The following is a 19,692-nucleotide window of genomic DNA, read 5'->3' as shown; positions in this document are numbered from 1 at the left end:
CCCTAGGCGGCGTTGAGGCGGTCGAGGATCCAGGCCGCGACGAACGCCTCCTCCTTCCATGCGTCGTACCGGCCGCTCGGCCCGCCGTGGCCCGCGCCCATCTCCGTCTTCAGCAGGTAGTTTCCGGCCGGGACGGTGGCGCGCAGCTTGGCGATCCACTTCGCCGGCTCGTGATAGAGCACGCGGGTGTCGTTGAGGCTGGTCACGGCCAGGATCGCCGGGTAGTCGACCGCCGTCACGTTCTCGTACGGCGTGTACGACTTCATGTACGCGTACACCTCGGGGTCGTGGAGCGGGTCGCCCCACTCCTCCCACTCGGTGACAGTGAGCGGCAGCGACGGGTCGAGGATCGAGTTGAGCGCGTCGACGAACGGCACCTGCGCCACCACGCCCGTGAAGGCGTCGGGTGCGAGGTTGGCCACCGCGCCCATCAGCAGACCGCCCGCCGAGCCGCCCCGGGCGACCAGCCGGTCGGTCGACGTCCAGCCCGCCTTGACCAGGTGCCGCGCGCAGGCCACGAAGTCCGTGAAGGTGTTCTTCTTGGCGAGCATCTTGCCGTCTTCGTACCAGCGGCGGCCCAGCTCACCACCGCCCCGGATGTGCGCGACCGCGAAGATGACACCACGGTCGAGTAGCGAGAGCCGGGGGATCGAGAACCAGGGGTCCATGCTCGCCTCGTACGAGCCGTACCCGTAGATGACGCACGGCGCCGAGCCGTCCTTGGGCGTACCGGCCTTGCAGACCAGCGAGACCGGCACCCGGGTGCCGTCGTCGGCGACCGCCCAGTCGCGGTGCTGCTCGTATCCCGCCGGGTCGAAGCCGCCGAGCACCGGCTTCTGCTTGCGCAGCACCATCTCGCGAGTGACCAGGTCGTAGTCGTACACCGAGTCGGGCGTCACGAACGACACGTAGTGCAGCCGCACGCTCGTCGTGGCGTACTCGGGGTTGCCCTCCAGGCCGACGCTGTAGAGCGGCTCCGGGAAGGCGATGTCGTACGAGTCGGTCGAACCGTCGGGGATCACCCGCAGGCCCGTCAGGCCGTCCTTGCGCAGCGACACCACCACGTGGTTAGAGAACGCGTCGACCGACTCCAGCCTGGTGCCCGGCGTGTGCGGGATCAGGGTGGTCCACTCGCCCGGCGCGTCCGCCGACGTGTAGGCGAGCGCGAAGTCTTCCGCGCCGTCGTTGTGGAGAACCAGGAACCGGTGACCGTGGTGCTCGATCGAGTACTCAAGGCCCTGCCGGCGCGGCGCGATCACCGCTGGCTCGCCGGTCGGGTTGCTGGCCGGGATCACCCGCGCCTCGCTCGTGACCTTGCTGTGGGCCTCGATCACGATGAACTTCTCGGAGCGGGTCAGCTCGACGCCAACCCAGAACCGCTCGTCGTCCTCCTGGTAGACCACAACGTCGTCGGCGGGCGGGGTGCCGATCGCGTGCCGCCACACCCGGTACGGCCGCCAGGCCTCGTCGACAGTCAGATAGAACAGCGTCGAGCCGTCCGCCGACCAGGCGCTGCCGTAGAACGCGTCGGGCACCTCGTCGGGCAGCACCTCGCCGGTGCTCAGGTCTTTGACGCGCAGCGTGAAGCGCTCGTCGCCGGCGTAGTCCGTCGAGTACGCCAGCCAGCGCCCGTCTGGGCTCACGTCGAACGTGCCCAGCGCGAAGAAGTCATGCCCCTCGGCCAGCGCGTTGCCGTCGAGCAGAACCTCTTCGCCGTCCAGCGGCGCACCGTCCGCTGTGGATGGAGGCGCGCTCTCGTCGGCGCGTACGGCGCGGCGGCAGTGGATGCCGTACTGCTGCCCCTCGACAGTGCGCGTGTAGTACCAGTAGCCGCCCTTCCGGGCCGGCACCGACAGGTCGGTCTCCTTCGTGCGCCGCTTCGTCTCTTCGAACAGCGACTCGCGCAGGCTGGCCAGGTGCGCGGTGGCGGCCTCCGTGTAGGCGTTCTCCGCCTTCAGGTAGTCGATCGTCTCCGGGTCGTCCTTGGCCGCGAGCCAGGCGTACTCGTCGACGACCGTGTCGCCGTGGTGGGTGCGTTCGCTGGGGACGCGCTTGGCGACCGGTGGGGTCGAGGCGGTGTCGGTGCTCACGCCGCACCACGTTACCGGGCCGCTACAGGTGAGCGCGCGTCGCCCGCAGACCGCACAAAGCGGCGGGAGCGAAGCGGCCCAGGGCATCTGACACAGTAGCGGCGAGATGCGTCCAGTCGTACACTTGTTCGATGGCAACGGGCGGTCGGGTCTTCCGCGAGCTGGTCGGCATCTGCGGCGTCCGGTCCGCCCGGCGGGGAGCCGCGGCCGATGCGGTGGCCGGCGTGACGCCCACCTGGGTCGCCGTTCCCGCCTCGGTCGACGGTGCCTCGGCGGTGCTGCGGGTTGCCGCCGAGCACGGCCTCGCGGTGGTCGCCCGGGGCGCCGGCACCAAGCTCCACTGGGGCTCCCGCCCGGGCCGCCTCGACCTGCTCGTCGACACCGGCCGCCTCGCGGGCATCTGGCACCACCCGCTGGAGGAGTCGTACGCCGAGATCGGGGCCGGCACGCCCGTGCGGGCGGCTCAGGCCGCGCTCGGTCGCGTCGGCCAGCGGCTGGCGCTCGATCCGGCGTCCGACGGCGCGACCATCGGCGGCGTCATCGCCACCGACGAGTCCGGACCGCTGGCCCACCGCCACGGCACACCCGGCGACCAGCTGCTGGGCGTCAGCTACGTCGGTCCCAATGGGCTGCTCAGCCACTCCGCCGGTCGAGGTGTGGGGCGGCTGCTGTGCGGCTCGTTTGGCGGCCTCGGCGTGCTGGTCGCCGCGACGCTCAAGGTGCTGGCCGCCCCCGCCTCCAGGGCCTGGGTGCACCGTTCCGTGTGGACGCCGCTCGAGGTGCACGACCTCGTCGACGTGGTGGTCGCCGACCCGGTGCAGGTGGCCGCGATCGAGGTCGACCTGCCCCTACGCGGTCCGCGTGGCCTGGGCGCTCTGGCTGTACTGGTCGAGGGCGCACCGGCGGTGGTGGCCGAGCAGGCGCGGCGGGTGGCGACGCTGCTCGGCGGCGACGCCGAGATCTACGGCGAACCGCCCGAGTGGTGGGGCCGATACCCGGCCCGGCCGCGTGACATCGCGCTGCGGATCACCGTGCCGACGTCCGACCTGCACGCCGCCGTCTACGCGCTGCGCGACGCCGCCGGCCATCCGGTGCCGGTACGCGGGTCCGCCGGTGTCGGCGTGGTCCATGCCGCGCTGCCCGGCGACACCCGGCCCGAACGGGCGGTCGCGATCCTCGACGCGGTCCGCGGGGTCCTGCTGGCAAGGGCCGGCTCGTGCGTGGTGGTCTCCGCCCCCGGCCCGGTGCGAGAGGCCGTCGACATGTGGGGCCCGGTGGCGACCCAGGACGTGTTACGGCGGGTCAAGGCCCGCTTCGACCCGGATGGTCGCCTGGCCCCAGGCCGCTTCTTCGGCATCTGAGACGCGATCGAGCCGCCGGACCCGGTCCGGCGGCTCTGGATCGCGGGGAGATCAGGCGAGAGACAGGTTGGTGTACGTCGAGAACACCTCGTTCAGCGGCTGGAAGAACGTCGTGCCGCCACTGGAGCAGTTGCCGCTGCCGCCAGAGGTCATGCCGAGCGCGGTCGTGCCGGCGAAGAGGGAGCCGCCGCTGTCGCCGGGCTCCGCGCACACGTTGGTGCGGATGAGGCCGCCGACGGTGCCCTGCGGGTAGGTGACGGACGCGTTGACGGCGGTCACCGTGCCGCTGCGGACCTGGGTGGTGCTGCCGCTGCGCCGGACGGACTGGCCGACGAACGCGTTGCCGACCGAGGTGATGGTCTGGCTGCCCGCGCCGTACAGGTAGACCTGGCTGGGGTGCGGGACGCTCGTGTTGTCGTACCGGACGATGCCGTAGTCGTCGCCGGGGAACCTGGACACCACGGCCGCACCGATCACCGTCGAGCGGCTGGAGTTCGCGTACCAGGTGGCGCCGACCCGGCCGCAGTGCCCGGCGGTGACGAAGTAGTAGGCGTTGGGGGTACGCACGTTGAAGCCCAGCGAGCAGCGGGAGCTGCTGCTGTAGATGGCCTGGCCGCCGGCGATCCGGAGGCTGAACTGGCCAGCGGTGTGCTCCAGCCGGGCGGCGTCTCCGGCTGCCGCGACCGCGGCCTTCACGGTGTCGAGCTTGGCCCCGGTGACGGTGCTGTCGACGGTTACCACGACCTGGTTGGTGGCCAGGTCGGTGGCGCGGGCGGTGCCGGGAATCGCGGCCGCCTTTTCGATTTTCGCGGTGACCGCGTCGAGTTGCGCGGCGCTGTACTTGACGGTCTTGGCGACGGCACCGGCGGCCCGTACCTGGTCGGCGGCGGCCGAGTCGGTGACGGTGACGACCATGCGGCCGGACGCGGCGTCGAGGTAGGCGCCGGCCGACTTGGCGCCGAGTGTGCTGGCGAGCGTCGTGGCTGCTGCGGCGCCGTCGGCGCGCAGTGGCGAGGGAGCCGCCTGCGCGGCGGACGGCCAGAGAACGGAACCGAGGAGTAGGACGGGCGCCGCGAGGATGACCGCGGCGCGGCGAACGGAGAAGCTCGTGGATCTCACTTGATCCTCCTGGGATGTGTCGGGGGTGCCGGACATCGCAGAGATCAACAAATCTGAATGCCCAGACGCGATGAGGCTCTCACTGCGTCCGGTAATTCACAAGAACTAATATTCAGAGTAGGTACGGAGCGCTATGACCCAGCAAGGTCACGTTCGAGAGGCGTGCGGAAGCGTGGGGTGACTCGTACCGGTCCGATCCACTGGCTCAGATCGCCGGCCATGGTCGCCACCGCGGCAACCTTTTCGGCCCCGACGTCTTCGAGCAGCCGGTACACGATCTCCCCGTCTGGCCGCTGTGCCCAGCCGCCGACGATCCGGCCGTCGCTCCACACTGTCGGGCCGATGTTGCCGGATCGGTCGAAGAGCGACGCCGTGTGCGGGCCCAGGTACCAGGAGCGTTCTGACCAGCCCATCGGCGTGGGGTCGAGCGCGGGCAGCAGCGCCACCCACGGCTCGGTCTCGGGCGTCGGCTCGTCGTCGCCTGGCAGCACGAGGCCGGTGGCGCCATCGAGGTCGACCTCGACCGCGCCCACGTCGGCCAGCGCCCGCTTGACGTGGCTCGCGGTCCAGCCGGTCCACCAGCGCAGGTCGGCGACGGTGCCAGGGCCGAACGCGGCCAGCCAGGCGCGCACCAGCTCGGCCCGCGCCGCCTCGGCGGGCAGGTCGGGCAGGCCGTCCGGGAACCAGGTCTCCACCGGGGACCAGGTCCACTGGCTGCTCGCCCAGGTGCCGCGGGGGCGCCCGCGCACGATCCGGCCATCGGCCGCCAGCATGAAGAGCACCCACGTTGTGATGTTCTGCTTGCCGCCGTACGACTTGCCGGGCGCCATCTCGACCTGCGTGCGCAGGCGCGGTTCGGCGGCGGACAGCTGCGCGCCGGTCGCCTCGCCGAGACCGGCGAGCAGGACCGCGGTCGCGTCTTCGACCTCCTTAAGGAAGGCGCCGTCGCCCACGCCGGCCGCTTCCAGGATCTGGCTGTACCGCTTTCGTTGCGCGACCGCGATCGCCTGGGTGCACGCGGCCTGGATGACCGGGGCCAGCTCCACGGGTACGACGAACATGGTGCGTCGCATGCCGAGCATCCGCACCAGTGACCGGTCGGCGTAGAGCGCCCGCTCGACCGCGTCGGGCGTGACTCCGGCGGCCCGGGCCCGCACCGACAGGTAGACCGACGCCGGATCGGTGGAGTGCAGCGCGGCCACGCCGCGCACCGCGTCGACCGGGTCGGCGGCGGCTGCCGCGCCGAGGTGATGCCGCACCGCCAGCCGTGCGCGCCGTTCCATGATCCCGATCCGCTTCACGCCACGTTCCTACCAGCCCTTGACATCAGGACGCAGGGGCTGGGCGGCGCGATGGTGTGGTCGCTGGACGGTAATGACGACAATGCCACCCTTAACAGGACTATATCCTTCGGACTCCGATAATAAGGGACGTGTCGGTTGCAATCGGGCGCTGGGCCTAGTACGAAGGTCGGATGCGGCGCATCGGCGGGTCATACGTGCTGGAGGAACAGATCGGCGGCGGCGCCACAGGCACGGTATGGCGGGCCATCGACGACACCACCGGCGAGCGGGTAGCCATCAAGCTCCTGCGCGACGAACTCGCGAGCGATCCCAAGATCGTGATGCGGTTCGTCCAGGAGCGGGCGATCCTCACCTCCCTGAGCCATCCCAACATCGTCCGGGTGCGCGACCTGCTCACCATCGGGTCGTCGCTCGGGCTGGTCATGGACCTGGTGTCCGGGGGAAGCCTTCGGGACCGGTTACGCGAGCGGCGGACCCTGCCGCCCAGCGAAGCGGCCGCCATCCTCACCGGGGTGGCGGCCGCGCTGGCCGAGGCGCACCGGCAGGGCATCGTGCACCGCGATCTCAAGCCCGACAACGTGCTGCTCGGCGAGGCAGAGGGCACCGATCCGAAGGTGCGGCTGACCGACTTCGGCGTGGCCCGCATCATCGACTCACCGGGTCTGACCACCACCGGCGCGCTCGTCGGCACCCCCAACTACCTCGCGCCAGAGGTCATCGACGGCGGGGAGCCCACACCGGCCACCGACGTCTACGCGTTCGGCGTTCTGCTCTACGAATTGCTGGTGGGGCGTCCGCCGTACGCGGGCGGGCCGTCCGCCGCCGTGCTCGGCCGCCACCTCGAACACGTGCCGCGCCGGTACGACGGGATCGCCGACGCGATGTGGCAGGTGATCGAGGCGTGCACCGGAAAGGCGCCGGATCGCCGGCCCACCGCCGCTGACCTGGTCGACCGGATGGGTGCCCTGGTCGTGGCGACCGCCGGACTGCCCGCTCTCACCCCGTTGCCGGCCGAGGCGCCCGCCGTCAGCTCTCGCCCACCGGGCCCACGGCACGCCCGCCGCAGTACCGGCACGGCCCGACGCGCGGCGCCTGCCGCGCTCATCGCCGCCTGCCTGGCCGTGGCCGGCGGCGTGCTTGTCTTCCAGTGGGGCGGCGATCGCGCTCAGGTCGCCCACCGGATGGCGGCCCGCCCCGAATCCGCGCACGCCAGCGTCGCGACGCCGACCCCCACAGCCACCGCCGCTGCCGCGCGCCGGCCAGCCGCGCTCGCCCAGGCCGCCGACCGCAACCACCGTCCGGAGGCCACGAGCGGCGGCTACGGCCCGCAGCTGTGCGCGCGGTTCGCGTGGAGCTTCGGCCAGCCGGCGATGGCACAGCCCTGCCACGCGATCGGCCCCGCCGTGCGCCTGTCCGGGAAAGTGCGCGCCCTCGCCGGCGCCCGGATCGACGTCACGCTCAAGCTCGTCGACGCCGTGACCGGCCGCACGGTCGCGGGACCGTTCCGGTGCCGCGCCCTCACGTTTACGGAACGGACGCGCGAGCGCACCTGCGGTGGGTTCGAGGCCAACCCCGCTCGCGGGCGGCGGTACACAGTGGTGCTGACCTGGCAGGTGCCCGATCAGACCCGGGTGCCGCCCGGCACCGCACGCGGCGGGCCGTTCGGCTGGTAGGCCTCAGAGCGCGCGGCGGTACCCGTCGCGGGCCAGTCGCACGCCCATCTGGTCGTACGCCGCGTCTTCGGTGGGCGTGACGGCGCCCAGCCCGTCGACGTACCGGTTGACCATGCAGAACGCCGCCGCGATGAGCACCGTGTCGTGCAGTTCCTCGTCGGTGGCGCCCACCGCCCTCGCGGCCTCGACGTGGTCGTCGGTGACCCGTTGCCCGCCCTCGGCGACGGCGCCCGCCACGGTGAGCAGGGCGCGCAGCTTCGGCGATATCCCCTCGGCGTCCGGCCCGGCGAGCGCCGCCTCGCGCAGCTCCGCACCGGCGTCGAGGTGCGGGATCGTGGCGCCGTGCGACCGGGCGCAGAACTCGCACTCGTTGCGGCGGGAGACGTATGCCCCGATGACCTCGCGCTCGGCGGGGGTGAGCGAGCTGTTGCCGCGCAGCAGCTCGTGCATCAGGTCGGCGACCCGCACGCCGGTCGCGGGCTTGTACGCCAGCAGACCGGCGATGCCCGGAAGCCCGTCGGACACAGGGATGTAAGGCACTGACCCTCCACTAACGACGGAGCGCGACGGCGGCGTACCCGGGGAAGTTGCCGGGGTCGGCTGGCAGATCTTCCCCATCGTCCGGACGCCACAGTGTCATATGGACCAACCCCGGCGGCACCGGCTCGAAACCCTTCAACAGCGCGTCGATCTGCTCCCGGGAGCGCATGGTCATCGGCGTGGGCGTACGCGAGTACAGGGCACGATGCTTCTCGGCCCGGTCGCCCTGCCCGTCCGCGGAGGCGTGACAGATGGCCAGGTAGCTGCCGGCCGCCATCGCCTCGCGATAGCCGGCGATGATGCCACCCGGGTCATCGCCGTCCGGCACGAAGTGCAGCACGGCTACCAGCAGCACCGCGACCGGCTGCGACAGGTCGAGCAAGCCCTCGCGGCGTACGAGGTCGAGCACCGCGGCAGGGTCGCGCAGGTCGGCCTGCGCCGCCACCACGCACGGGTCGTCACCGAGGATCGCACGGCTGTGCGCGACGGCCACCGGGTCGATGTCGACGTAGACGACGCGGGAGTCCGGGGTGGCGGCACGGGCCAGCTCGTGCACGTTGCCGGCCGTCGGGATGCCGGAGCCGAGGTCGAGGAACTGCCGGACGCCGGCGTCGACCAGGAATCGAACAGCCCGGCGCAGGAACGCCCTGTTGGCCCGCATGATGAGCGGCAGCTCGGGCCAGTCGGCGAGGGCCTGGTCGGCCATCGCGCGGTCGACGGCGAAGTTGTGCGCACCGCCGAGGTAGTAGTCATAGACGCGTGCCGCGTTGGGCCGATCGAGGTCGACTCCGTATGGCGCCCACTCGGGTCTGCTCACCCGGGGAAGGGTAGCGGGCTTTCAGCCGGAGGTCAGTCCCAGTTGCTTGCGGATCTCGCGCTGAACGGTGTCGGGGTCGGGTCGCGCGTCGACGTTCACCACGTACTCCTTGCGGCGAAAGATGTCGAGCACCGGCCGGGTCTTGCTGCGGTACTCGCGGAGCCGGGCGGCCAGCGCCTCCGGGGTGTCGTCAGCCCGGGTGACCAGGTCTCCGCCGCACACGTCACAGCGCCCTTCCACCTCGGGGCGGTCGGCGATGAGGTTGTAGTCCATGCCGCAGCGGGTGCACAGCCGCCGGTTGAGGACCCGCCGCCGCACCTCCTCGTCGGGCAGGTCGAGGTGGATCACGCCGTCGATGTCGTAGCTCTCCAGGAAGAACTCCGCCTGTCGGCCGTTGCGCGGAAAGCCGTCGATCACGAAGCCGTAGTTCCAGTCGTGCATCCGCAACCGGTCGCCGACCACCGCCTCGACGAGGTCGTCGCCGACCAGTTCACCGGCCGCCATGATGCGCCGCACCTGGGCGCCGAGCTTGGTGTGGTGCTGGACGTGCCACCGGAAGATGTCGCCGACGCTGATGTGGACCAGGTCGAACGCCTTGGACAACAGGCCGCTCTGCGTGCCCTTCCCGCTGCCCTGGACGCCCATGACCACGTACTTGCGCATGCTCCGCACGATCGCATACCCGACCGGGCAGGCGCGTGGCAGACTGCCCGGATGCGACGCGTATCGCTCGCGCTCCTCGTCCTTCTCGCCGCTGCCTGCACCGACAGGAGCGCGCCACCGGCACCCGACAACGGCACGCCCGCGCCCAGGGTCACGTCCGCGCTCACCTGGAGCACGCTCGCCCCGGCGCTGTCCGAGCGCACCGAGGTCGCGGCCGCCGCCGTCGGCACCCGGATCTACGTGATCGGCGGCTACCGCGAAGACGGCGGCACGGTCTCCACGGTGGAGATCCTGGACACGGCGACCGGTCGCTGGGAGCGCGGGCCGGACCTGCCCGTAGCCGTCAACCACGCCATGGCCGCGGCGGTCGGCGGCACGGTGTACCTCTTCGGCGGCTTCCAGGAGGGCGGCGACGCGAGCGCCGCGGCGTACCGGCTGGATGGTGGGGTCTGGCGGCCGGTGGCCGCCATGCCGCAGCCCCGCGGCGCCGGCACCGCCATTTCGGTGGAGGGCCAGATCTACGTCGCGGGCGGCGTCAACGCCGGCGGCCTATCGCGGCAGATGCTCGTGTACGACGTGGCGGCCGACCGCTGGTCGGCCGCGCCCGGCCCGCCCACGCCGCGCGAGCACCTGGGCGGCGCGGGCTTCGGCGGGCTGGTCTACACGGTCGGTGGCCGGGCCGGTGGCCAGGGCAACTTCACCGCCTTCGAGGTCTACGACCCCGGTACCGGCCAGTGGCGCAAGCTGCCCGACCTGCCGACGCGGCGTGGCGGGCTCGCAGCCGCGGCGACCTGCTCGGGCCGGATCGTCGCGGTCGGTGGCGAGGCCGACGCCACCTTCGAGGAGGCTGAGGTGTACGACGTCCGGGCCGGCACGTGGCAGGCCCTGCCGCCGCTGCCGACGCCGCGCCACGGGCTGGGTGTCGTCGCCATCGGCACGTCGATCTACACGCTTTCCGGTGGCCCGCGCCCGGGCCTGCACGTCGCTAATACCACTGAGGCCATCGATCTCGCTGACCTCGGCGCCTGTTGATGTAGTGACAAACATCACGTTATAGACGATCCTTGATCGTATGGCTGATGTGACAGAACCCCGTTCGTACCAGCTCGGGGTCAGCCGTCCGCCGCTCGACCTCGCCGACCTCCCCGAACCGGAGGAAGTCTTCGGGGTTCGCCGCATAGGGCCGAAGGAGCTCGTCAAGTTCGCCATCGGCCCCAGCCTCATCGCGCTTGGCATCTCCGTTGGCAGCGGCGAGTGGCTGCTGGGGCCGCAGGCGGTCGGGCAGTACGGCTTCGTGGGCGTCGGCTGGGTGATCCTGATCTCCGCGCTGCTGCAGACCTTCTACAACGTCGAGTGCTCCCGGTACGTGCTGGCGACCGGCGAGGTGCCGGTCGTCGGTTGGGGGCGCGTACCACCCGGGTTCCTACTGTGGGTACCCGTCTCGGTGGGACTCGTGATCTTCGCGTTCATCGCCGGCGGCTGGGCCGCGGGTGCCGGACAGGGCATGTACGCGCTGGTGCACGGCGAGCTGCCGAGGTCCGGCGCAGAGGAGCCGCGACTGTGGGCCATCGCGCTGCTCCTGCTCGTGTTCGCGATCACCGCGTCCGCCCGCCGCATCAGCCGGGCGCTGGAACTAGCGAACTGGCTGATGGTCGTGTCGATCCTCGTCGGCCTGCTGCTGATCGACCTGTTCATCGTGCCGTTCGAGCTGTGGTGGGAGGGCATCCGCGGCTTCTTCACCCCGGCCTCGCCGCCGGAGGGCATCACCGCGACCCAGCTCGGCGCGCTGGCCGGCTTCACCGCGCTGGCGTCCGGCCTCAACTGGTACGTGATGGGCCACTACCGCGACAAGGGCTACGGCATGGGGTACCGCACCGGGTACATCTCCGGCCTGCGCGGCGAGCGGCGCGAGATCCTGCCGGTCGGGGTCACGTTCCCGGACGACGCCGCCAACACCGCGCGCTGGCGCCGCTGGTACCGGCTGCTGCTCACCGACATGTGGGGCGTGTTCTTCGTCGGGGCGATGCTGGGCATGCTGCTGCCGACGATCCTCATGGCCCGCGCGGTGGAGCTGTCCGGTGAGACGCCGACTCAGGCCAACGTGCCCACGTTCGTGGCCGGTGTGCTCGACGCCGAGTACGGGCGGGTCCTGTTCTACATCGCGCTGGTCCTGGGCGTGGTGATCCTGTTCAGCACCCAGCTCGGCATCTTCGAGGCGATGGTGCGGGTGACCACCGACGCGGCACACGCCACCAGCCCAGCGCTGCGCAAGCTGATCGAGGGCGACCCGCGGCGGTTCTACTACCCGTTCATGCTGCTGCTGATCGTCGTGATCTCGGTGATCCTGCACCTGGCGCTGCCGGTGAGCCTGGTGCAGTGGTCGGCGAACATGTCGAACCTGGGCGCACTGATCTTCCCGTTCATGCTGATGTACCTGAACAGCAAGCTGCCGCGACCGGCCCGTCCGCGCCCGTGGCACTACGTGCTGCTGGGTGCGAACGTGCTCTTCTTCGGCTTCTTCTTCGTCAACTTCATCGCGGACTTCGTGGGCGACCCGCTGGTCACGTTCTAGACGACGTCGGTGATCCCACGCTGCTCCAGCGCGGTGCGCAGGGCGCGCAGCGCGTAGTAAACCCGGGACTTCGCCGTGCCGAGGGGGAGGCCGAGCGCCTCAGCGGCCTCCGCCACGGTGCGGCCCCGGAAGTACGTCTCCATCAGGATCTCCTGATGCGGCGTGCTGAGCGTGCGCAGCGCGGCCGTGACCGTCATGCGGCGCAGCACCCGCTCGCTCTCGTCCTGCTCGGAGACTGTCTCCAGGTCGATGCCGTAGGTCTCCGGCGGCCGAGCGCTCTGGCTGCGGTGCTCGTCGATCGCGATCCGCCGGGCGACCGTAACGAGCCACGGCCGCAGGGAACCGTGACCCTCGCCGCCTAACCGGTGGACGTTGCGCCACCCGCGCAGGAGGGTTTCCTGCACGATGTCCTCCGCCTTCTGGCGGTCGCCCGCCACCAGCTGGAGCACGAACCGCAGCAACGGTGCCGCGTGCTGCTCATACAGCTCGCGCACCAGCGCATCGTCGGCTCCTTCGCCGCGATGCCGCCCTGCGGTCATTCCGTACGTCATGCGCGGACACCCTCACTTCGCGTCTCTTCGGCACGTACGGCCGAGCGCACCCGACCCCTGCGCAATAGGAGATGCGGGTGCGCCCTGCGGAATAACAGAAACCTTCTCGGATTATCTCGGGTTTCGGCGCTGACCGCCTAGACCTTGATCCAGACCGGCGCGTCGAAGCGCGTCGGCCATCGCACCCTGCGGCTGCCGCGGCGGTTGGGCCTTGGGCTGGCGGTCCTGCTGAGCTGGGCGCCTGCTGGGCGCCTTGTCGCCACGAGGGCGTTCGCCGCGGGGGCGTTCGTCGCGGTTGTCCGCCCCATCGTCGAGCCGGAGGGTCAGCGAGATCCGCTTACGCGGCACGTCGACGTCCAGAACTTTCACCCGAACGATGTCACCCGGCTTGACGACGTCGCGCGGGTCCTTGACGAACGTCTTGGACATCGCGGACACATGCACCAGACCATCCTGGTGGACGCCCACGTCGACGAACGCGCCGAACGCGGCCACGTTGGTCACGACGCCTTCGAGCACCATGCCGGGCAGCAGATCGCCGATCTTCTCGACGCCCTCGGCGAACGTCGCCGTCTTGAAGGCCGGTCGCGGGTCACGCCCCGGCTTTTCCAACTCCTTGAGGATGTCGGTGACCGTCGGCAAACCGAACTTGTCGTCGACGAACTCGGTCGGCGTTAGTGAACGCAGAACCGGGCCGTTGCCGATCAGCCCCGATATCTCGGTGCGGGTCGCCTCGATGATCCTGCGGACCACCGGGTATGCCTCGGGGTGCACGCTCGAGGTGTCGAGCGGGTCGTCGCCGCCGCGGATGCGCAGGAAGCCGGCGCACTGCTCGAACGCCTTCGGGCCGAGCCGCGGCACCTCCTTGAGTGCCTTCCGCGACTGGAACGGACCGTTGGCGTCGCGGTGCAGCACGATGCTGTGCGCCAGCCCTTCACCGATACCCGAGACCCGGGTGAGCAGCGGGGCGGACGCGGTGTTGACGTCGACGCCGACCGCGTTGACGCAGTCTTCGACCACCGCGTCGAGCGACCGGGACAGCTTCAGCTCGGACAGGTCGTGCTGGTACTGGCCCACCCCGATGGACTTCGGGTCGATCTTGACCAGCTCGGCGAGCGGGTCCTGGAGCCGCCGGGCGATCGAGACCGCGCCGCGCAGCGACACGTCGAGCTCGGGCAGCTCCGCCGAGGCGTACGCGGACGCCGAGTACACCGACGCGCCGGCCTCCGACACCATGACCTTGGTGAGCTTCAGCTCCGGGTGGCGCGTGATCAGGTCGGCGGCGAGCTTGTCGGTCTCGCGGGAGGCAGTGCCGTTGCCGATCGCGACCAGATCCACCTGGTGCGCCGCCGCCAGCTTGGCCAGCTTGGCGATCGACTCGTCCCAGCGCTGCTGCGGCACGTGCGGGTAGATCGTGTCGGTGGCCACGACCTTGCCGGTGGCGTCGACGACCGCCACCTTGACACCGGTGCGAAAGCCCGGGTCGAGCCCCATCGTGCGGCGCGGGCCGGCGGGCGCGGCCAGCAGCAGGTCGCGCAGGTTGGCCGCGAAGACGCGCACGGCTTCCTCTTCGGCCGCCTGCCACAACCGGGTGCGCAGGTTGACGTCGAGGTGCACCAGGATCCGGGTGCGCCACGCCGACCGTACGGTGTCGAGCAGCCAGCGGTCGGCGGCCCGGCCATGGTCGGCGATGTTGAAGTGAGAGGCGACCCGCTGCTCGTACGAGCCGAGGCCGGGCTGCGGCTCCTCCGGCTCCAGCGTCAGGTCGAGCACCTCCTCCTTCTCGCCCCGGAACAGCGCCAGGATGCGGTGCGACGGCAGCTTCGTGAACGGTTCGGCGAAGTCGAAGTAGTCGGCGAACTTCGCGCCCTCGTCCTGCTTGCCCTCCCGCACCTTCGACAGCAGCCGGCCACGCGACCACATCTGCTCGCGCAGCGCGCCGATCAGGTCGGCGTCTTCGGCGAACCGCTCGGCGAGGATCGCGCGGGCGCCCTCCAGGGCGGCCGCCGCGTCAAGATCCTCCTTGGTGAAGCCCGCGGCCGCCGCCTGCGGGTCCTGGCTCGGGTCGCTGATCAGCAGATCAGCGAGCGGCTCCAGGCCGGCCTCGCGCGCGATCTGCGCCTTGGTTCGCCGCTTCGGCTTGTACGGCAGGTAGATGTCTTCCAGGCGGGCCTTCGAGTCGGCGGCCATGATCTGCGCTTCGAGCGCCTCGTCGAGCTTTCCCTGGCCGCGGATCGACTCGAGGATCGCGGTGCGCCGCTCCTCCATCTCGCGCAGGTAGCGCAGCCGCTCTTCCAGCGTGCGCAGTTGGGCGTCGTCGAGCGCGCCGGTGGCTTCCTTGCGGTAGCGGGCGATGAACGGCACGGTGGCACCGCCGTCGAGCAGCTCGACCGCCGCCGCCACCTGCCGTTCCCGGACGCCGAGCTCCTCGGCGATCCGCTCTTGAAGCGAAGTCGTCACGCAAGGATCCTAGGCGGACACGTCCGCGACGATGACCGACACGTTGTCCGGGGCGCCGGCGTGAAGGGCGTGCTGCACCAGTCCCTCGACACATTCCCGCTGGTCCGGGTAGGTGCGCATGGTCGCGGCGATCGCCTCTTCGGACACGTAGTCGGACAGTCCGTCGCTGCACAGCAGATACCGGTCGCCGGCCTGCGGGCTCAGGATCGCGCCAGACGGCGTGAACTCATCCCCCTGCACCGCCTGTGTCACCACCGAGCGTTGCGGGTGGGCGCGTGCCTCCTCCGGCGTCAGCACTCCGTGGTCGACCAGTGTCTGCACGTATGTGTCGTCCTTGGTGAGCTGCGACAGCGCGCCCTCGCGCATGAGGTACGCCCGGGAGTCGCCCACATGGAACAGCGCGATCTGCTCGCTGGCCATCAGCAGCGCGGTGACGGTCGAACCCATGCCCTCGCGGCCGGGCTCCGCCTCGGCGGTCTCGCGGATCTGCCGGTTGGCGGCCTCGACCGCCTCGCGGAGCGACGCGAGCGGGTGCTCCGGCTCGGGCCCCTCGTCGAGTGGCGCCAGCATCTTGACGATCAGATCGCTCGCCAACTCGCCCGCCGGCAATCCACCGATGCCGTCGGCGATGACGAGCAGCCGACGGCCGGCGAACGCCGAGTCTTCGTTGTTCGACCGGACGAGGCCGACGTCGCTGAGCATGGCCGCGCGCAAGATCAAGCTCATGTCATCCAGCCTGCCAAGAGCACCGTACGGTGTCTCTACGCACTTGTACGTATCGTGAAGCCGTGATGCCGGTGTCCATGGTCGGTCGCGCGGACCACCTCGCGGAGCTGGTCCGCGCGTGGTCACAACTGGGCAGCACGCCACTGCCTGTGGTGATTACCGGCGCCGCGGGCATGGGCAAGAGCCTACTGGTCGCCGCCGCGCTCGACGCGTTCACTCCGCGTCCCGACCTCGTGCTGTCCGGCGCGGCGCGGCTGCACACACCGGCGCCGTATGACTGGCTGGCCGCGGTGCTGAGCCGGCGAACCCTTGACCTGCCCCTACCCCCGGATGCCCTCGCCTGGCTCGCTCAACTGCCCGACGCCCCGCGCGAGCGCTTCGCACCAGACGCGTTACTACGGCTGGCCGTGCGGGCGGTGCGAACCATGGTCGGTGCCGGTCCGGCGGTGCTGGTGGTCGAAGACCTGCATGCCCTCGACCCGGCGAGCCTCAACCTGATCGGCGAGCTGGCGGTCGCATCCGAACCGCCGGCGCTGCTGATAGTCACCAGCCGGCCACCAGAGACCCCGGTGGTGGCACGCACCCTGGCGCGCCTGTCCGGCGTGCCGGGCGCGATCCGGCAGCACCTCGGACCGCTCAGCCCCACCGACGTCGCGTCGGTGCTCTCCGAGGTGTACCCGTCGACGTCGCCGGCGGTCGCGCAGGCGGTGCACGAGCGGACCGGCGGCAACCCGTACTGGCTCACCGAGCTGCTGGTCGCCGCGGGCGACGAGAAGTCACTGGTCGACGAGCCGCTCCCCGAGCACCTGCGACTGGCAGGTGCCGGGCCTGCGCCGGACCTGACCGCCCGCGAGGTCGAGGTGCTCACCTGCCTCGCGGCCGGCATGTCGAACAAGCAGGTGGCGCGCTCGCTCGGCATCTCGATCCGCACGGTGACAGTGCACGTCTCGAACCTGCTGCGCAAGACGCGTTCGGCGTCGCGCACCGAAGCGGCGCTCTGGGCGGTACACAACCTGACCAGCCGGTAGCGTCGGATCATGGATGAGATGGCCGACCCGCGCGCCCGCCGGCTCTTCGGTGGCACGTCGATCGCGCCCGGTGACCTGGCGGCCAGCCCGTTCCGGGTCGACCGCGACCGGATCGTCAGTTCGCCGTTCTTCAGCCGGCTGGGCAGCGTCACCCAGGTCATCAGCCCGGGCGGCTCGGGCCTGCTCGTGCACAACCGGCTCACGCACAGCCTCAAGGTCGCCCAGGTGGCGCGCGCGATCGCCGAGCGGTTGCTCGCCGACGACCGGTACCGGGTGCTGCTCGACAAGCTCGGTGGCCTGGACCCCGATGTGGTCGAGGCGGCGGCGCTCGGTCACGATCTGGGTCACCCACCGTTCGGACACCTCGGCGAGCAGGTCCTCGACCGGCTCGCCCGGCACCGCCTCGGTGTGCCGGACGGCTTCGAGGGCAACGCCCAGTCGTACCGGATCGTGACGAGCACAGAGATTCGCGGCGAGGCCACCGGGCTGGACCTGACGGCGGCGGTCCGCGCGGCCATGCTCAAGTACCCCTGGACCCGGCACGACTACCCGGACCCGCACCCGCGCCTGCTCGATCCGCCACCCAGGGGTGCGAGCGTCCCGCCCGACGACCCGTCGAGCGGTTCCGCGAAGTTCAGCGCGTACCGCACCGAGGTCGACGACCTGCGGCAGGCCCGAGAGCCGTTCGCCGGCCGGATCAGCGACTGGCAGCAGACCGTCGAGGCCTCGGTCATGGACACCGCCGACGACATCGCGTACGCGATCCACGACGTCGAGGACTTCTACCGGGTCGGCGTGCTCCAGCAGGGTGCGGTGGCCGCCGAGCTGATCGCCTGGCAGAACGAGCGCGCCGAGCTTCGGGAGCTGCCCGCCGCCGCGCTCGACGCCGCATCCCGCCGTCCGGGGCGCTCGATCGAGCAGCTGCGCCGCCAACTGCACCGCAAGGACCGCTGGATCAGCGACGACACGGCGTTCGTCGACGCGGTGGAGCAGGTCCGCCACGAGTTGGTCGACGGGCTGCTGGCGGCGCCGTTCGACGGGTCGGTGGAGGCCGAGCAGTACGTGGCCCGGTTCTCGGCACGCTGGACCCGCCGGTTCATCGACGCGATCACGGTGGAGGCGCAGCCGCCGGTGCGCTCCGGGCACGTACTGCTCGGGCCCGCGCAGTGGCACGAGGTACAGGTGCTGAAGTTCGTGCACCACCGGTTCGTGCTGGCCCGGCCCGACCTGGCGCTGCACCAGCGCGGCCAGGCCAACCTGCTGGGCACGCTCGTCGAGGCGCTGCACGCCTGGCTGCTCGACCCGGACGAGCAGGCGCGGTTGCCGAGGCGCCTGCACGATCTGGTGGAGATGGCCGACGCCGAGCTGGACCCGGCCACGCCGGACCGGGCGGTGCAGGCCCGCGGCCGGGCGATCATCGACTTCGTGGCGGCGCTCACCGACGGGCAGGCGGCCGCCATGCTGGACGCCCTCTCGGGCAGGTCACGCCAGCTCTGGACGGATTCATTCGTCCTTTAGGGGCTAACACCACCCGGTGGGTAACGCGTACCGTCGATATAAGACGGTCCTCGGTCGAGGAGCTGCGATGCGGTCCACGCTCGGTGCACAGCTCTCCGCCCTCCGCCGACGGCGGGCGATGTCCCAGCGTGACCTTGCCGAGCGTGCCGGCGTCTCCGTCGACCTCGTTCGCAAGCTGGAGCAGGGCCAGCGGCACGCTACCCGGATCGCCAGCCTGACCGCGCTCGCCAGCGCGCTCGACGTCACGCCCGCCGACCTGCTCGGCAAGGCGCACGGGCTGCCCGCCGGTCCAGCCAACGGCGAGGTCGGCGCGCTCCGGCGCGCGGTGCTCGGGATACGTCTGGTCGAGGTGGTCCCTCCCACCGTGGCGGCACTGCGGCCGCGGGTCGGCGACGTGTGGCGGCTGTACTGGGCCGGCCGGTACGGCGAACTGGCCCGTGAGCTGCCCGAGCGGATCGGCGAGGCGCGGGCCGCCGCCTCAGCTTCGGGTGCGCCCGCGTACGCCCTGCTGGCCGAGCTGATGCAGGTGACGGCGGCGCTGCTGGCCCACCTGGCGCACGAAGACCTGGCTCACCTGGCGCTGACCGAGGGCATGCGGGCCGCCGAGGCGTCGGGTGACGAGTTACTGCACGCCAGCCAGCAGGCCACCCGATCGTGGGTGCTCTCCCGCCAGGGGCTCTGGTCCGAGGCTGAGCACGTCGCCGTGTCGACCGCCGAGTCGGTCGAGCCGGCGCTCTCCCGGGCGTCGGCCGACCAGGTCGCGGTCTGGGGCGAGCTGCTGCGGTACGCGACCACGGCAGTGGCCCGGTCGGGCCGGCAGCCGGAGGCGCAGGAGCTGCTGGGCCTCGTGCAGGCCGCAGCGGCCCGGATGGGCAGTGACCACTACAGCCGGTACGTGGGGATGGCGTTCGGCCCGACGGTGGCCGCCATGAAGGCGGTCGACGTGGCGATCGCCGCCGATCGCCCGCGTCAGGCGATCAGGCTGGCCGAGCGCGTCGAGCGGCCAGCCGCCGTGCCAACAGCGATGCACGCCCGATACCTGCTCAACGTGGCCTGGGCGCAGATGAGCGACTGGCGTTCGCAAGACGCCGTCGACACGCTGCGCGCCGTGGAGGCGCTCGCTGCCGAGATGCTGCCGCACCAGACCATCGCCCGCACGATCATCGCCGAGCTGCTGCCGCGACGCCGCAAGCAGCGCCTGCCAGGGCTGGTCGGCCTGGCCGACCGGATGGGGATCGCGGCGTGACCCTTGGCGGGGTGGGACGCCACG

General features: G+C 71.3%; 16 protein-coding genes. 7 read left to right on the top strand and 9 right to left on the bottom strand.

The window, feature by feature from the left end:
- Positions 1-2: 2 nt before the first annotated feature.
- The gene (locus V6V89_RS05440) at positions 3-2,090 is read right to left on the bottom strand and encodes a S9 family peptidase (protein ID WP_334617815.1); all 2,088 of its coding nucleotides are present in this window, start codon (positions 2,088-2,090) and stop codon (positions 3-5) included.
- 131 nt (positions 2,091-2,221) lie between these two features.
- Between V6V89_RS05440 and V6V89_RS05435 the strand changes: the two genes are divergently transcribed.
- Positions 2,222-3,451: an FAD-binding oxidoreductase gene (locus V6V89_RS05435; protein ID WP_334617814.1), complete on the top strand. Its 1,230-nt coding sequence runs from the start codon at positions 2,222-2,224 to the stop codon at positions 3,449-3,451.
- A gap of 51 nt (positions 3,452-3,502) precedes the next feature.
- Here the strand turns inward: V6V89_RS05435 and V6V89_RS05430 are convergent, their stop codons facing one another.
- Both V6V89_RS05430 and V6V89_RS05425 read right to left on the bottom strand, forming a co-directional pair.
- Positions 3,503-4,570: a S1 family peptidase gene (locus V6V89_RS05430; RefSeq protein ID WP_334617813.1), complete on the bottom strand. Its 1,068-nt coding sequence runs from the start codon at positions 4,568-4,570 to the stop codon at positions 3,503-3,505.
- 131 nt (positions 4,571-4,701) lie between these two features.
- A complete protein-coding gene (locus V6V89_RS05425; protein WP_334617812.1) occupies positions 4,702-5,871 on the bottom strand; it encodes a winged helix DNA-binding domain-containing protein in 1,170 nt (389 codons plus the stop codon).
- A 173-nt stretch (positions 5,872-6,044) separates the two neighbouring features.
- Between V6V89_RS05425 and V6V89_RS05420 the strand changes: the two genes are divergently transcribed.
- Positions 6,045-7,547 (top strand): serine/threonine-protein kinase, encoded by a 1,503-nt coding sequence (locus tag V6V89_RS05420; RefSeq protein WP_334617811.1) that lies wholly within the window; start codon positions 6,045-6,047, stop codon positions 7,545-7,547.
- 3 nt (positions 7,548-7,550) lie between these two features.
- On the opposite strand, the gene V6V89_RS05415 is transcribed toward V6V89_RS05420, so the two are convergent.
- Genes V6V89_RS05415 through V6V89_RS05405 form a run of 3 tightly spaced genes read right to left on the bottom strand, consistent with a single transcriptional unit; the run spans position 7,551 to position 9,567 of the window.
- Positions 7,551-8,087 carry a carboxymuconolactone decarboxylase family protein gene (locus V6V89_RS05415; protein ID WP_334617810.1) on the bottom strand — a complete coding sequence of 179 codons (537 nt, stop codon included), beginning with the start codon at positions 8,085-8,087 and terminating at the stop codon, positions 7,551-7,553.
- A gap of 10 nt (positions 8,088-8,097) precedes the next feature.
- The gene (locus V6V89_RS05410) at positions 8,098-8,904 is read right to left on the bottom strand and encodes an SAM-dependent methyltransferase (protein ID WP_334617809.1); all 807 of its coding nucleotides are present in this window, start codon (positions 8,902-8,904) and stop codon (positions 8,098-8,100) included.
- A 21-nt stretch (positions 8,905-8,925) separates the two neighbouring features.
- Positions 8,926-9,567, bottom strand: coding sequence for an adenylate kinase family protein (locus V6V89_RS05405; RefSeq protein WP_334617808.1), 642 nt, complete (start codon positions 9,565-9,567; stop codon positions 8,926-8,928).
- 51 nt (positions 9,568-9,618) lie between these two features.
- On the opposite strand from V6V89_RS05405, the gene V6V89_RS05400 reads away from it, so the two are divergent.
- Together V6V89_RS05400 and V6V89_RS05395 are read left to right on the top strand one after the other, a co-directional pair.
- Entirely contained in the window at positions 9,619-10,599 is a 981-nt protein-coding gene (locus V6V89_RS05400) for a Kelch repeat-containing protein (protein WP_334617807.1), read from the top strand.
- A gap of 40 nt (positions 10,600-10,639) precedes the next feature.
- Positions 10,640-12,139, top strand: coding sequence for an Nramp family divalent metal transporter (locus V6V89_RS05395; protein ID WP_334617806.1), 1,500 nt, complete (start codon positions 10,640-10,642; stop codon positions 12,137-12,139).
- Here the strand turns inward: V6V89_RS05395 and V6V89_RS05390 are convergent.
- From V6V89_RS05390 to V6V89_RS05380, 3 genes are all read right to left on the bottom strand, one after another.
- Positions 12,136-12,690, bottom strand: coding sequence for a sigma-70 family RNA polymerase sigma factor (locus tag V6V89_RS05390; protein WP_334617805.1), 555 nt, complete (start codon positions 12,688-12,690; stop codon positions 12,136-12,138). The genes V6V89_RS05395 and V6V89_RS05390 overlap by 4 nt on opposite strands.
- A 111-nt stretch (positions 12,691-12,801) precedes the next feature.
- The gene (locus V6V89_RS05385) at positions 12,802-15,150 is read right to left on the bottom strand and encodes a Tex family protein (RefSeq protein ID WP_334617804.1); all 2,349 of its coding nucleotides are present in this window, start codon (positions 15,148-15,150) and stop codon (positions 12,802-12,804) included.
- 9 nt (positions 15,151-15,159) lie between these two features.
- Positions 15,160-15,876, bottom strand: a complete 717-nt coding sequence (locus V6V89_RS05380) for a PP2C family protein-serine/threonine phosphatase (RefSeq protein WP_334617803.1) — start codon at positions 15,874-15,876, stop codon at positions 15,160-15,162.
- 65 nt (positions 15,877-15,941) lie between these two features.
- Between V6V89_RS05380 and V6V89_RS05375 the strand changes: the two genes are divergently transcribed.
- The 3 genes from V6V89_RS05375 (at position 15,942) to V6V89_RS05365 (ending at position 19,668) form a co-directional block, all read left to right on the top strand.
- Entirely contained in the window at positions 15,942-16,904 is a 963-nt protein-coding gene (locus V6V89_RS05375) for a LuxR C-terminal-related transcriptional regulator (RefSeq protein WP_334617948.1), read from the top strand.
- A gap of 9 nt (positions 16,905-16,913) precedes the next feature.
- On the top strand, positions 16,914-18,422 hold the full coding sequence (locus V6V89_RS05370) for a deoxyguanosinetriphosphate triphosphohydrolase family protein (RefSeq protein WP_334617802.1): 1,509 nt from the start codon (positions 16,914-16,916) through the stop codon (positions 18,420-18,422).
- Positions 18,423-18,489: 67 nt separating this feature from the next.
- Positions 18,490-19,668 (top strand): helix-turn-helix domain-containing protein, encoded by a 1,179-nt coding sequence (locus V6V89_RS05365; RefSeq protein WP_334617801.1) that lies wholly within the window; start codon positions 18,490-18,492, stop codon positions 19,666-19,668.
- Positions 19,669-19,692 lie beyond the last annotated feature (24 nt).

It is taken from the genome of Micromonospora sp. CPCC 206061, assembly GCF_036906915.1.
GTDB lineage: Bacteria > Actinomycetota > Actinomycetes > Mycobacteriales > Micromonosporaceae > Phytohabitans.
Note: the sequence above shows the minus strand (reverse complement) of the source record. Positions and strands in the feature narration are given on the sequence as shown.

What these genes read in the sequence shown, in the direction of transcription:
- V6V89_RS05375 (WP_334617948.1), top strand. Translation starts at nt 15,942, where the DNA reads ATGCCGGTGTCCATGGTCGGTCGCGCGGACCACCTCGCGGAGCTGGTC.
- V6V89_RS05365 (WP_334617801.1), top strand. Translation starts at nt 18,490, where the DNA reads ATGCGGTCCACGCTCGGTGCACAGCTCTCCGCCCTCCGCCGACGGCGG.
- V6V89_RS05405 (WP_334617808.1), bottom strand. Translation starts at nt 9,567, where the DNA reads ATGCGCAAGTACGTGGTCATGGGCGTCCAGGGCAGCGGGAAGGGCACG.
- V6V89_RS05420 (WP_334617811.1), top strand. Translation starts at nt 6,045, where the DNA reads ATGCGGCGCATCGGCGGGTCATACGTGCTGGAGGAACAGATCGGCGGC.
- V6V89_RS05370 (WP_334617802.1), top strand. Translation starts at nt 16,914, where the DNA reads ATGGATGAGATGGCCGACCCGCGCGCCCGCCGGCTCTTCGGTGGCACG.
- V6V89_RS05435 (WP_334617814.1), top strand. Translation starts at nt 2,222, where the DNA reads ATGGCAACGGGCGGTCGGGTCTTCCGCGAGCTGGTCGGCATCTGCGGC.
- V6V89_RS05380 (WP_334617803.1), bottom strand. Translation starts at nt 15,876, where the DNA reads ATGAGCTTGATCTTGCGCGCGGCCATGCTCAGCGACGTCGGCCTCGTC.
- V6V89_RS05395 (WP_334617806.1), top strand. Translation starts at nt 10,640, where the DNA reads ATGGCTGATGTGACAGAACCCCGTTCGTACCAGCTCGGGGTCAGCCGT.
- V6V89_RS05390 (WP_334617805.1), bottom strand. Translation starts at nt 12,690, where the DNA reads ATGACGTACGGAATGACCGCAGGGCGGCATCGCGGCGAAGGAGCCGAC.
- V6V89_RS05400 (WP_334617807.1), top strand. Translation starts at nt 9,619, where the DNA reads ATGCGACGCGTATCGCTCGCGCTCCTCGTCCTTCTCGCCGCTGCCTGC.